Source organism: Janthinobacterium sp. JC611 (assembly GCF_018682595.1).
Lineage (GTDB): Bacteria > Pseudomonadota > Gammaproteobacteria > Burkholderiales > Burkholderiaceae_D > Janthinobacterium.
Window position 1 is genome coordinate 239,295 of record NZ_JAFLJN010000003.1, and the last position, 12,339, is coordinate 251,633.

The window sequence follows — 12,339 nt, forward strand, 5'->3', positions numbered from 1 at the left end:
GGCGTTTTTTTCTCGCCGCGGCAACACAAGGCGGAAAAAATCAGTTCAAGGCGGCCGCCGGTCCGAAGAACTCGTGGTGGGTCTGCCGTTCCGGCACGCCCAGTTCGCGCAAGTATTGCTTGACGGCCCGCATGAATGGCTGCGGCCCCAGGAAGTAGGCGTCGACGTCGCGCGAGGCCGGCAGCCAGTTACTCAACTGCTCTTTATTCAGCAAGCCGACGGCGTCCGGCGCGGCGGCGCCCGGCGCGCCCTGCCCGCCGTCATGCTCCGCGTAGCAATAGTAACGCTGCAACTGCGGGTGCTGCGCGGCCAGTGCGTCGATCTGCGCGCGAAACGCATGCACGCGCTGGTTGCGCGCCGCATGGATGAAATGCACGGGACGCTTGCCGCGCAGGGCCGCCGTCAGCATGGCCAGGGTCGGCGTGATGCCGACGCCGCCGCTGATCAGCACCAGCGGCTTGTCGCTCTCCGTCAGCACGAAGTCCCCCGAGGGCGGCGTCAGCTGCACGGTGTCGCCCGCCTGCACCTGGTCGTGGAAGAAATTCGACACCTTGCCGCCCGCTTCGCGCTTGACGCTGATGCGGTAGGTCTGGCCATTGCTGGCCGCGGACAAGGAATACTGGCGGCGCATGGGCACGCCGTCGACCGTGGCCAGCACGCCGATGTACTGGCCCGGCGCAAAGTCGAGCACGGGCCGGCCATCGGCCGGCGCCAGCAGGAAGGAGGTGATCTCGTCGCTTTCCACGTTCTTTTCCTGCACGATGAAGTCGCGCGCGCCGCTCCAGCCGCCCGGCGCGGCGGCCTGCGCCTTGTAGATGCGCCCCTCTTCGCCGGCCAGGATGTCGGCCAGCTGGCCGTAGGCCGCGCCCCAGGCATCGATGACGGCGTCGCTCGCCACCTCGGCGCCCAGCACTTCGCGGATGGCTTGCAGCAGGCTGGCGCCCACCAGCGGATAGTGCTCGGCACGAATTTGCAGGGCCACGTGCTTGTTGACGATGGTGGCCACCAGGTCGCCCAGCGCGGCGAGCTTGTCGATATGCTTGGCATACATCAATACGCCATTGGCCAGCGCGCGCTGCTGGTCGCCGCTGTGCTGGTGCGCCTGGTTAAAGTACGGCAGCACTTCGGGATGGTCGCGGAACAGATTCTTGTAGAAGTGGCGCGTCAGCGCTTCGCCGCCCTGCTCGAGGATGGGGACGGTGGCCGTGATGATGGCGCGTTGTTCTTGGCTCAGCATGTAAAACTCCTGTGTCTGTATGGGTAAGCGGTGCCAGGCCAGCGATTCAATGGCCGGATAAAGATCGTGATCCTCGCGCCGCAGGCGCTGGAACAGCGCGTGCGGCCCGGTACGGGTGGCGCTGCCCGACGGCCAGGTGCCGCTGGTTGAATGTATCGCTATTCATGGCGTATTTCTCTTGTTGAGTGCAGCCAGTGTAGCGGAATTCGCATAAACATGCAAACGATATACATCTTTAAAGTCGCCAATGTTTCCCACAGGAATGTGCATCGACATGCGCCACTATGTGCGGCACAGAACACAAGCTGCGGCCTTGCCTGCCTATAATTTACTCATCACAGCGCGTGCCCGTTTGCGGCCGTGCCGCACCCTCCACTCCAGCCAAGGATCAGCATGAGAATGAAGACGGACACTGTCAAGACGGGCACGGGCCAGGCGCAGCAACTGGCCGGCATCATCAACGCGCACCACACGGAACTGCTGGACGGCTGGATGGCCGGCCTGATCGCCCGCCTGGTGCGGCGCGACAAGATCGCGGAAAACGAGCTGCGCCAGCAGGCAGCGCAATTGCTGCCGCTGCTGGCGGGCGCGCTGGCAAGCGGCGACTCGTTCGACCTCGAAGGCGGCGCCTGGGACGACACGCGCCAGCTGCTGGCGGAAATATCGCAATCGCGCGTGCGCCAGGGCTATTCGCCGATCGACACGGCCAGCTTCATGTTCGCCTTGAAGGAACCGCTGTTCGCCTATCTGCGCCAGCAAATCACGGCGCAGCCAGAGCAGCTGGGCGACGCCATCATCGGCACCAGCAAGCTGTTCGACGAACTGGGCCTGCTGACCATCGCCATCTACCAGAAGGCGCGCGAACAGGTGATACTGCGCCAGCAGCAGGAATTGCTGGAACTGTCCACGCCCGTGGTGCAGCTGTGGCAAAACGTGCTGGCCCTGCCCCTGATCGGCACCCTCGACAGCGCCCGCACGCAGGTGGTGATGGAAAGCCTGCTGCAAAAGATCGTCGACACGGGCGCCCTGATCGCCATCATCGACATCACGGGCGTGCCCACGGTCGACACCCTGGTGGCGCAGCACCTGCTGAAAACCATCGCCGCCGCGCGCCTGATGGGCGCCGACTGCATCATCAGCGGCATCCGCCCGCAGATTGCGCAAACCATCGTACACCTGGGCGTCAATCTGGAAGACGTGATGACCAAGGCCACCCTGGCCGACGCCTTCGTCGTGGCCCTGAAACGCACGGGCTCCAGCATCACCTACCAGCAGCAGCAACACTGAGGCGCCTATGGAAAGAATCCCCATTTTACGCATGGGCCGGCTGCTGCTGGTGACGATCCAGGTGGACATGCATGACCGCCTGGCGATGACCTTGCAGGACGACCTGACCACCCGCATCGTGACGGACCGCGCCACGGGAGTACTGATCGACATCTCCGCGCTCGACATCGTCGACTCCTTCATCGGCCGCATGATCAGCAACACGGCGGCGATGGCGAACATCCTCGACGCGCGCACCGTCGTCGTCGGCATGCAGCCGGCCGTCGCCATCACCCTGGTGGAACTGGGGCTGACCCTGGAAGGCGTGAGCACGGCGCTCAACGTGGAACGGGGCATCAAGCTGCTGGAACGGGGCGGCGCATGCGCATGACGGGGGCGCCGTGCTAGGCGCGCAGGCACAGGAGAGGACGCCGGCCGGGGCGCAGCAGGTGCTGCCCCTGCACAGCGACGAAGACGTCGTGCGGCTGCGCAGGCAGGTGCGCGACAGCATGGTCGCCATGGGGTTTGGCCTGATCGAGCAGACCAAGATCATCACGGCGGCCAGCGAACTGGCGCGCAACACCCTGCGCTACGGCGGCGGCGGCGAAGCGCGCATCGCGCGCGTCAGCGATGGCGCGCGCCAGGGCCTGGAGCTGCGCTTTGTCGACGCGGGACCGGGCATCGACGATATTCCCCTGGCGCTGACCGATGGCTACACCAGCGGCGGCGGACTGGGACTGGGGCTGGGTGGCGCCAAGCGCCTGGCCGACGCATTTCACATCGACACGGCGCCCGGCGCGGGCACCACCGTCACCATCGCGAAATGGAAGCTGTTTTGAACCACCAGGAACCGCAGCCTGACATTCTCAGGCAAAGAACTTTTCCCATCGGCGAACCGAGCGAGATCGCCGCGGCCCGCCGCGCCGGCAACGAACTGGCGCGCCGCATCGGCTTCGACGACGTGCGCACGGGCCAGCTGGCCATCATCATCAGCGAAGCGGCCACCAACATCGTCAAGCACGCGCAGCGCGGTGAAATCCTGCTGCGCAAGGTGCTGCGCGGCGGCACCAGCGGCATCGAAGTGCTGGCCATCGACAGCGGCCCCGGCATGGACAACGTGCGCCAGCACATGCAGGATGGCCATTCCACCACGGGCACCTACGGCGTGGGACTGGGGGCGATCCGCCGATTGAGCCAGGAATTCGACCTGTACACGGCGCCCGGCCAGGGCACGGTGCTGATGATGGTGGTCTGGAGCCCCGACGCCAGCAGCGCCATCCCGGCCAGCCCGAACTGGCAGGTCGGCGCCGTGTGCCTGCCGCTGCCCTCGGAACAGGTGTGCGGCGACGCCTGGAACGTGGTCTGCGAAGGCCATGAACTGAGCCTGATGGTGGCCGATGGGCTGGGCCACGGCCCGCTGGCGGCGCGCGCCTCGGAATGCGCCAGCACGCTGCTGGAACACGACACGCCCGGCCTGCCGCCCCTGCCTGCCCCCTTCATCGCACTGGCCCACGGCGCCCTGCGCGCCACGCGCGGCGCGGCCCTGGCGGTGGCGCATATCGACAGCGCTTCCCGCCAATTGCGCTATGCCGGCGTGGGCAACATCGCCGCCTGCGCCTTCGACGCGCAGCAGCGCCGGCACCTGCTGTCGCATAACGGCATCGTCGGCAGCAATCTGCGCAAGGTACAGGAATTCTGCTATCCATGGCAGCTGGGCGCGACCTTGATCATGCACAGCGACGGCCTGCACACGCGCTGGGACCTGGAACGCTATCCGGGCCTGGCGCACTGCCACCCCAGCCTCGTCGCCGCCGTGCTGTACCGCGATTTTGCGCGCGGACGCGACGACGTCACGGTGGTGGTCCTGCGCGAACACGAGGAACAGCAGGGCGCCACGGCGGAAAGGAGCGCAACGACATGACGCAACGCATATTGACGGTCCATATCGGCAACGAACTCGATGTGGTGGGCGCACGCCAGCGCGCGCGGCAGATCGCCGCCCTGTGCGGCTTCGGCGTGCAGGACCAGGTGCGCATCGCCACGGCCGTGTCGGAACTGGCGCGCAACGTCTACAACTACGCCGGCAGCGGCAAGGTGCATTTCGCCATCGATGGCCAGACGGCGCCGCAGGTGCTCAGCATCCGCATCGAGGACCAGGGCCCCGGCATCGCGCGGCTCGATCAGGTGCTGGCTGGCAGCTACCGCTCGCCGACGGGCATGGGACTGGGCATCCTGGGCGCGCAGCGCCTGATGGACCGCTGCCATATCCGCAGCGCGCCGGGCGCAGGCACGCAGATCACGCTGCACAAGCTGTTCCCGCGCGACGCGCCCCTGCTCGACGGCGGCATGGTCGGCGCGCTGTCCGGCAGCCTGCAGGCGCTGCCGCCGGACATCACGCTGTCCGAAGTGCAGCAGCAGAACCGCGAACTGCTGAGCACCCTGGCCGAACTGAAGACGCGCCAGGACGACCTGCTGCAGCTGACGCGCGAACTGGAAGACACCAACCGGGGCGTGGTGGCGCTGTTCGCGGAACTCGATGAAAAGGCCGACCACCTGCGCCGCGCCGACCAGATGAAATCACGCTTCCTGTCGAACATGAGCCATGAATTCCGCACGCCGCTCAGTTCCATCCGCGCCCTGTCCAAGCTGCTGCTCGACCGCATCGACGGCGAGCTGTCCGAGGAACAGGAAAAGCAGGTGCTGTTCATCCTGCAAAGCGCCGTCAGCCTGAGCGACCTGGTGAACGACCTGCTGGACCTGGCCAAGATCGAGGCGGGCAAGGTCGACGTGCACGCCAACAGCTTCCAGGTGGCCGACCTGTTCAGCGCCCTGCGCGGCATGCTGCGCCCGCTGCTGGTGTCCGAGTCGCTGACCTTGACCTTCATCGAGCCCGACCCGGCGCTGCACATCCACACGGACGAAGGCAAGCTGTCGCAAATCCTGCGCAACTTCATCGCCAACGCCCTCAAGTTCACCGAGGCCGGGGCCATCATCGTCAGCGCCACGCCCCTGCCGGAGCAGGACGCGATCCGCTTTTCCGTTTCCGACACGGGCCTGGGCATCGCCGCCGAGGACGTGCAACTGATCTTCGAGGAATTCAGCCAGGTGGAAAACCACATGCAGCGCAAGGTCAAGGGCACGGGCCTGGGGCTGCCCCTGTGCCGCAACCTGGCCACGCTGCTCAATGGCACGGTGAGCGTGGAAAGCACGCCGGGCCACGGCTCGCTGTTTTCCGTCGTCCTGCCCGCCAGCTACCATGCGCCGGAAGGCAGCCTGCCGCCGAGCGCGCCGGCCAACGACAATGGCAACGACCAGCGCATCGCCGTGCTGGTGGTGGAAGACAATCCGCCCGTGCGCCTGCTGTATGAAAAATTTTTGGCCGGCAGCGAATTTCGCGTGGTGCCCGCGCGCAGCGTGCGCGAGGCGCAGGAACGCTGGGAACAGCAGCGCCCCGCCGCCGTCATCCTCGACATCCTGCTGCACGGCGAAACGGCCTGGCACTGGCTGGCCGAACTGAAAAACGATCCGCTGCGGCGCCAGGTGCCCGTCATCGTCGCCACCGAGATCGACGACGTGCGCAAGGGCCTGGCCCTGGGCGCCGACGCCTATTACGTCAAGCCGCTGTCGCGCCAGCAATTGCTGGCGACCCTGCGCGCGCTGATCGGCAACCAACATCACCGGCAAGAGCCGGTTCCGCCGCAAGGCACAACCACCTGGGACAATGCGCATGCTACCGGATAACAACAGCGATGCTCTGATCCTGAACGTCGATGACAGCGATGGCGCTCGCTACGCCAAGTCGCGCATCCTCCAACGCGCCGGCTTCAAGGTCATCGAAGCGTCGAACGGGGGCGACGCGCTGCTGCGCGCCCGCCAGGAGCGACCCAATCTGATCCTCCTCGACGTCAAGCTGCCCGACATCAACGGCCTGGAAGTGTGCCGCCAGTTGAAGGGCGGCGCCGAGACGAACACCATCCTGGTGCTGCAGACGTCGGCGTCCTGCATCGGCACGGCCGACAAGATCCGCGCCCTCGACGGCGGCGCCGACAATTACCTGGTCGAGCCGATCGAGGCCGATGAACTGATCGCCAACGTCAAGGCGCTGCTGCGCCTGGGCCGGGTCGAGCGCGCGCTGCGCGACGTGGACCGCCGCAAGGACGAATTCCTGGCCACGCTGGCGCACGAACTGCGCAACCCGCTGGGCCCCATCCGCACGGCGCTCGCCCTGCTGTGCAAGCTCGACCCCGTCGTGCCGGCCGTGCAGGACAATGCGCGCCGCACCATCGGCCGCCACACGGAGCACCTGGTGCGGCTGGTGGACGATCTGCTCGACGTGTCGCGCATTTCGCAGGGCAAAATCTCGCTGCAATGGGAAAGCGTCAGCCTGGCCAGCGTCATCCGCAGCGCGCTGGAAACGAGCTCGCACAGCGTCGAGGCGCGCGGCCATGCGCTGGACGTCAACCTGCCCCCGGAAGAACTGTGGGTCTGCGGCGACGCCGTGCGCCTGTCGCAGATAGTCGCCAACCTGCTGCTCAACGCGGCCAAGTTCACGGCGCCGGGCGGGCGCATCGCCATTTCAGCCACGCGCGAAGGCGACAACGTGCGCATACGCCTGTGCGACAACGGCATCGGCATCGCCGCCGCCAGCATCGACAGCATCTTCGGCCTGTTCGCGCAAAGCGGCCACTCGCCCGACCGGGTGCAGGACGGCCTCGGCATCGGCCTGTCGCTGGTGCGCAACCTGGTCACCTTGCACGGCGGCCAGGTCAGCGTGCACAGTCCCGGCGTGGGGCAAGGCAGCACCTTCGACGTCATCCTGCCGCTGGACGCCAACGTGCCGCTGCCGGCCGCGCCGGCGACGCAGGCGGTCACCGGCGGCAGCCAGCGCATCCTCGTCGTCGACGACAACTGCGATGCGGCCGACACCCTGGCCGAACTGCTGGAAATGTACGGCCACACGGTGCGCACGGCCTACACGGGGGCGCAAGCGACCGAGCGCACCCTGGAATTCAAGCCCGACATCGTCTTTCTCGACATCGGCCTGCCCGACATGAGTGGCTACGACGTGGCCGGCAAGCTGCGCCAGTTGCCGATCCCGCAGCAATTCCTGCTCGTCGCGCTGACCGGCTATGGCCAGGAACACGACCGCCAGGCGGCCCTGCAGGCGGGCTTCAACGAGCACTTCGCCAAGCCCGTCGATTTCGGCAAGCTGGCCATGCTGGGACTGCATATCGCCCCATGAGCATGGCCGCGGCTGTCTGTCGATCAAGGCGTCGGCTATAATCGGCGGCCGCCTCACCTCTGGAAGCATGACATGACTACCCGCACGCCGCTGCTGCGCATCACCATGATACTGGGCGCCCTGCACGCCCTGCTGGGCTGGCTGCTGCTGCCGGCCCTGCCCGTGGGCCTGGCCGGCTGGCTGCTGGGCGGCCTGGTCCTGCTGGCGTCGACCATGCTCATGCCGATGACGATCTTCGCCCGCGCCGTCACGGCCGATGCGCGCCTGGCCGACCGCCTGATCTGGGCCGGCTCGCTGTGCATGGGCTTTTTTTCCTCGCTGTTCCTGCTCACCGTGCTGCGCGCGCTGCTGATGCTCATTCCCGCCTTGCGCCTGCATGCCCAGGCGTCCGCCGTGCTTGTGCTGCTCCTGGCGCTGCTGGCCACCGTCGTCGGCTTCTTCAACGCCCGCCGTGTGGCGCGCGTGCGCGAGGTCGACGTGCCGGTCGCCGGCTTGCCGCCGGCGCTGCAAAATTTCACCATCGTGCAATTGAGCGACATCCACGTGGGCGCCACCATCCAGCGCGCCTACGTGGAGGCCATCGTCGCGCGCGCCAACGGCCTGCAAGCGGACGCCATCGCCATCACGGGCGACGTGGTCGACGGCACGGTGGCGCAACTGGGCAGCCACACGGCGCCGCTGGGCGAGCTGCGCGCGCGCCACGGCGTGTTTCTGGTGACGGGCAACCACGAATACTATTCGGGCGCCGCGCCGTGGGTGGCGCAATTTCGCCACCTGGGCTTGCGCGTGCTGATGAACGAGCATGTCATCCTCGCGCACGACGGCGCGCGCCTGGCGCTGGCCGGCGTGACCGACTTCAACGCCGCCGCCTTCGATCCCGCCCAGGCAAGCGACCCGCAAGCGGCGATCGCCGGCGCGCCCGCCGACATCCCCCGCATCCTGCTGGCGCACCAGCCGCGCAGCGCAGCGGCGGCCGAAGCGGCCGGCTACGACCTGCAATTGTCCGGCCACACGCACGGCGGACAATTCTGGCCCTGGAACCTGTTCGTGCCGCTGCAGCAGCCCTACGTGGCGGGACTGCACCGGCGCGGCCGCCTGTGGATATATGTGAGCCGCGGCACCGGGTACTGGGGTCCGCCCAAGCGCATCGGCGCGCCGGCGGAGATTACCCGCTTGCGGCTGGTGGCGGCGTAGAACCTAGCTACTGCCTTATCGGCTACCTTGTCGACCACCTTACCTGCTTCGCCCCAGTTGGCCGTTGCTACGCACCGGGGCTTACCGCTCGTTAATCGGGCCGTATCTGCGCGGCGAAATCGCGCTGGCGGAACTGCTCCAGCAAAAAATCGACGAACACGCGCGTCTTCGCGGGCAGCAGTTTCTTGCTGGGATAGTACACGGACAAGGGACCGGAATCGGCGTGCCAGCCGGGCAGCAATCGCACCAGGGCGCCGCTGCGCAAATGCGCCAGCGCGTGCGGCATGGGCAACAGCGCCACGCCGACGCCGAGGATGGCGGCCTGCGCCATCGCTTCCGGGTCGTCGAAGATGGCGCGCGGGCGGCATTCGGCCACGCCTTCGCCGCCACGGCCATCGCGCAGGATCCAGCTGCGCAACCTGCCGCTGCCGGCCGAGCGGCGCGCCACGCCGTCGAACTGCGCCAGTTCCGAGGGATGGACGGGCATGGTCTTGCCGCGCATGAAGGCGGGCGACGCCGTGGCGACGACATGGGCGTGGCCCAGTTCGCGCGCCACCACACCGGGCGTCAGCTCGATGCCGCCGCCGATGGCCACGTCAAAGCCTTCGCCGATCAAGTCCACTTGCCGGTTGTCGAAATGGCAGTCGGGCACCACGCCCGGGTAGCGCGCGATGAAGTCGCCCAGCAGAGGCACCACGTAGCTGCGCCCGAACGACGGCGCCATGCCGATTTTCAGGATGCCGGCCGGCTGGCCTCCCTCCTCGGCCACGCCGGCGATCGCTTCGCGCAGGGTGGACAGGGCGCCGCCTATCTGCTGCAGGAAGCGCTCGCCCCCTTCCGTCAGGGTCAGGCGGCGCGTGCTGCGCTGGAACAGCCGCAGTCCCAGGCTCGCTTCCAGGCGCGCCACGTTCTTGCTGACGGCGGCCGGCGTCAAGCCCAGGCGGCGCGCGGCCGCGGAAAAGCTGCCCAGCTCGGCTGCCAGCACGAAGGATTGCAAATGATTGAGGGCTTCCATGCGCCTATTCTACCCGCTCATTTGATACTGATGGTTGAAAGTGATTGTAGCGATTCATGGCTAGCGCGACAGGAATGAAAGGCAGATACTGGCTTCCTCGACTCCTCACTTAGAAAGCACATCATGCAAACCCAAGCTACCACCAGCACCTCCCTGCCACTGCAAGACAAGATCGCTTTTGTGACGGGCGGCTCGCGCGGCATCGGCGCCGCCATCGTGCAGCGCCTGGCGCGCCAGGGCGCCAACGTCGTCTTCACCTACCAGAGTTCCGCCGCCGAAGCACAGGCGCTGGCCGCCACGGTGGAAGCGGCCGGCGGCAAGGCCCTGGGCGTGCAAGCCGATGCGGCCGATGCCGCCGCCCTGACGGCCGCCATCGACCAGGTGGCGGCGCAATTTGGCCGCATCGATATCCTCGTCAACAACGCGGGCGTGTTCCTGCCTGGCGCCATCGACGACTTTTCGCTGGCGGACTTCGACAAGACCGTGGCTGTCAACGTGCGCGCCGTGTTCGTCGCCATCAAGGCGGCCGTGGCGCACATGCAGGCGGGCGGGCGCATCATCAACATCGGCAGCACGAATGCGCACCGCATGCCGTTCGGCGGCGCGGCCGCCTACGCCATGAGCAAATCGGCGCTGAGCGGCCTGACGCAAGGCCTGTCGCGCGACCTGGGTCCGCGCGGCATCACCATCAACAACGTCGAGCCGGGCCCCGTCGCCACGGACATGAACCCGCCGACGGGCGACTTCGCCGACCTGATGCACGGCCTGATGGCCCTGCCCCGCCACGGCACGGCCGATGAAATCGCCGGCATGGTGGCCTACCTGGCCAGCCCGGAAGCGGCCTTCGTCACGGGCGCCGGGCTGAAGATCGATGGCGGTTTTGCCGCCTGAGCGCCGGCACCTACCACGGCCCCGGCATTACGCCGCCGGGGCCAGTCCGAACATCAGCGAGCGGTGCGCCGCCACGCCAGCCATGGCGCCATCGGCCACCGCGAACGCCACGCTGCCGGCCATGCGGCCCGCGTCGCCGCAGCAAAAGACGCCGGGCACGCTGCTGGCCTTTTGCTCGTCGGTGCGCACGAACGGGCCCATGGGCCCCTCTTCCAGCGCGCAGCCCAGCTCCGCGGCCAGGGGACTGGCCAGGCGGGTGCGGGTCGCCACGAACAGGCCGGCCATCGCATGGCGGCTGCCGTCCGCCGTGACCACGTCGGCCACGCCGTCGATCCGCGCCACGGGCGCGCGCACCAGCGTCACGCCGCGCCCGGCCAGTTGCGCCAGCTGCGCCGGATCGGGCTCGAACGCGCCATTGAGAAAAAAGGTGACCGTGCCCCAGTCGGGCAGCATCAGCGCATGGTGCATCGACAGGGGCCCGGTGGCCAGCACGCCGATGGCGCCCTGCTCCAGCTCATAGCCATGGCAGTATGGGCAGTGAAAGACGCTGCTGCCCCAGCGCTCGGCCAGGCCGTCGACGGGCGGCAGTTCGTCGATCACGCCGGTGGCCAGCACCAGGCGGCGGCCGTGAACGACACTGCCGTCCCCCAGAGTCACGTCGCAGCCTCCGCCGTCGCTGCGGGCTGTCGCCTGCGTGGCCGTGCCGTCCAGCCAGGTGACGGTGGCATACGCCAGCAGCTGCGCCTTGCCCTCGGCCGCGATGGCGGCCGTCCCGCTGCCGTCCTGGGTCAGGAAACCGTGGGAATGGCTGGCGTAACGGTTGCGGCGCTGGCCGCCATCGATCACCAGCACGCGGCGGCGGGCGCGCGCCAGTTGCGTGGCGGCCGACAGTCCCGCGTAGCTGCCGCCGACGATGATGGCGTCGAACGGGGCGTCGAATGCGGCGGCAGGCGTGGCGCCGCCCTGGGATTCAGGAATGGTCATGCGGTGCTCCTTGGTGTGTGGAATATTGTTGGCTGAAACGGTCGGCCAGGTCGGCCAGGGTGACGGCGCCCAGGCGCCGGATCAGCAACGCCTCGGCTTCGTCGAAGGCGCCGGCCAGCGACTGGTTGACCACTTGTTCGACCAGGCAGCCCGGCTGGTCGACGCGGTTGCCCATGGCGAAGATGGTGGGCGAACCCACGGCCACGTAGATGTCTTGCAGGGTCACGCGGTGCAGGTCGCAGACGATGCGCCAGCCGCCGCCATGGCCCTTGACCGACGCCACATAGCCGCGCTCGCGCAAGCCGGCCATCACGCGCCGCACCAGCACGGGGTTGGTGTCCAGGTAGCCGGAGAGTTCTTCGGACGTCATCGGACGTCCCGCATGGGCCATGTGCAGCAGCACATGGAGGATCGATGATAGTTTGCTGTCGCGTCTCATGTAACCAATGATAGTACATGAAGTTTACATATGCAAGCAAGTTGCATTTTTGCGGTATAAAAAAGGGGTCA

General features: G+C 67.5%; 12 protein-coding genes. 8 read left to right on the forward strand and 4 right to left on the reverse strand.

Translation table 11 applies throughout. From position 1 onward, the window contains the following. Nucleotides 1-40 precede the first annotated feature (40 nt). The gene (gene hmpA, locus J0O65_RS04010) at nt 41-1,237 is read right to left on the reverse strand and encodes an NO-inducible flavohemoprotein (RefSeq protein ID WP_215404352.1); all 1,197 of its coding nucleotides are present in this window, start codon (nt 1,235-1,237) and stop codon (nt 41-43) included. A gap of 399 nt (nt 1,238-1,636) precedes the next feature. Here hmpA and J0O65_RS04015 point away from each other — a divergent pair, with 399 nt between their 5' ends. The 7 genes from J0O65_RS04015 to J0O65_RS04045 all read left to right on the forward strand — a co-directional run bounded on the left by J0O65_RS04015 (nt 1,637) and on the right by J0O65_RS04045 (nt 8,939). Beyond that, a complete protein-coding gene (locus J0O65_RS04015; RefSeq protein ID WP_215404354.1) occupies nt 1,637-2,524 on the forward strand; it encodes an STAS domain-containing protein in 888 nt (295 codons plus the stop codon). Between the two features lie 7 nt (nt 2,525-2,531). Continuing rightward, complete coding sequence (locus J0O65_RS04020; protein ID WP_215404356.1) at nt 2,532-2,894, forward strand: STAS domain-containing protein; 363 nt, start codon at nt 2,532-2,534, stop codon at nt 2,892-2,894. A 10-nt stretch (nt 2,895-2,904) separates the two neighbouring features. Further along, nucleotides 2,905-3,342 (forward strand): ATP-binding protein, encoded by a 438-nt coding sequence (locus J0O65_RS04025; RefSeq protein WP_353056151.1) that lies wholly within the window; start codon nt 2,905-2,907, stop codon nt 3,340-3,342. Next, nucleotides 3,339-4,424: an ATP-binding SpoIIE family protein phosphatase gene (locus J0O65_RS04030; protein ID WP_251373401.1), complete on the forward strand. Its 1,086-nt coding sequence runs from the start codon at nt 3,339-3,341 to the stop codon at nt 4,422-4,424. The genes J0O65_RS04025 and J0O65_RS04030 overlap by 4 nt, the downstream gene beginning before the upstream one ends. Continuing rightward, nucleotides 4,421-6,244, forward strand: coding sequence for an ATP-binding protein (locus tag J0O65_RS04035; protein WP_215404360.1), 1,824 nt, complete (start codon nt 4,421-4,423; stop codon nt 6,242-6,244). Before J0O65_RS04030 ends, J0O65_RS04035 begins: the two co-directional genes overlap by 4 nt. Continuing rightward, nucleotides 6,231-7,745, forward strand: a complete 1,515-nt coding sequence (locus tag J0O65_RS04040) for an ATP-binding response regulator (RefSeq protein WP_215404362.1) — start codon at nt 6,231-6,233, stop codon at nt 7,743-7,745. The genes J0O65_RS04035 and J0O65_RS04040 overlap by 14 nt, the downstream gene beginning before the upstream one ends. Nucleotides 7,746-7,817: 72 nt before the next feature. Next, a complete protein-coding gene (locus tag J0O65_RS04045) occupies nt 7,818-8,939 on the forward strand; it encodes a metallophosphoesterase (RefSeq protein ID WP_215404364.1) in 1,122 nt (373 codons plus the stop codon). A gap of 91 nt (nt 8,940-9,030) precedes the next feature. Here the strand turns inward: J0O65_RS04045 and J0O65_RS04050 are convergent, their stop codons facing one another. Continuing rightward, entirely contained in the window at nt 9,031-9,954 is a 924-nt protein-coding gene (locus J0O65_RS04050; protein ID WP_215404366.1) for a LysR family transcriptional regulator, read from the reverse strand. 123 nt (nt 9,955-10,077) lie between these two features. On the opposite strand from J0O65_RS04050, the gene J0O65_RS04055 reads away from it, so the two are divergent. Then, entirely contained in the window at nt 10,078-10,845 is a 768-nt protein-coding gene (locus J0O65_RS04055) for an SDR family oxidoreductase (RefSeq protein ID WP_215404368.1), read from the forward strand. A 27-nt stretch (nt 10,846-10,872) separates the two neighbouring features. On the opposite strand, the gene J0O65_RS04060 is transcribed toward J0O65_RS04055, so the two are convergent. Both J0O65_RS04060 and J0O65_RS04065 read right to left on the reverse strand, forming a co-directional pair. After that, a complete protein-coding gene (locus J0O65_RS04060) occupies nt 10,873-11,829 on the reverse strand; it encodes an NAD(P)/FAD-dependent oxidoreductase (protein WP_215404370.1) in 957 nt (318 codons plus the stop codon). Further along, entirely contained in the window at nt 11,816-12,268 is a 453-nt protein-coding gene (locus J0O65_RS04065; protein ID WP_215404372.1) for an RrF2 family transcriptional regulator, read from the reverse strand. The genes J0O65_RS04060 and J0O65_RS04065 overlap by 14 nt, the downstream gene beginning before the upstream one ends. Nucleotides 12,269-12,339 lie beyond the last annotated feature (71 nt).

Coding starts and splice junctions, on each gene's coding strand:
- hmpA (WP_215404352.1), bottom strand. CDS start 1,237: ATGCTGAGCCAAGAACAACGCGCCATCATCACGGCCACCGTCCCCATC.
- J0O65_RS04015 (WP_215404354.1), top strand. CDS start 1,637: ATGAAGACGGACACTGTCAAGACGGGCACGGGCCAGGCGCAGCAACTG.
- J0O65_RS04020 (WP_215404356.1), top strand. CDS start 2,532: ATGGAAAGAATCCCCATTTTACGCATGGGCCGGCTGCTGCTGGTGACG.
- J0O65_RS04035 (WP_215404360.1), top strand. CDS start 4,421: ATGACGCAACGCATATTGACGGTCCATATCGGCAACGAACTCGATGTG.
- J0O65_RS04040 (WP_215404362.1), top strand. CDS start 6,231: ATGCTACCGGATAACAACAGCGATGCTCTGATCCTGAACGTCGATGAC.
- J0O65_RS04045 (WP_215404364.1), top strand. CDS start 7,818: ATGACTACCCGCACGCCGCTGCTGCGCATCACCATGATACTGGGCGCC.
- J0O65_RS04050 (WP_215404366.1), bottom strand. CDS start 9,954: ATGGAAGCCCTCAATCATTTGCAATCCTTCGTGCTGGCAGCCGAGCTG.
- J0O65_RS04055 (WP_215404368.1), top strand. CDS start 10,078: ATGCAAACCCAAGCTACCACCAGCACCTCCCTGCCACTGCAAGACAAG.
- J0O65_RS04060 (WP_215404370.1), bottom strand. CDS start 11,829: ATGACCATTCCTGAATCCCAGGGCGGCGCCACGCCTGCCGCCGCATTC.
- J0O65_RS04065 (WP_215404372.1), bottom strand. CDS start 12,268: ATGAGACGCGACAGCAAACTATCATCGATCCTCCATGTGCTGCTGCAC.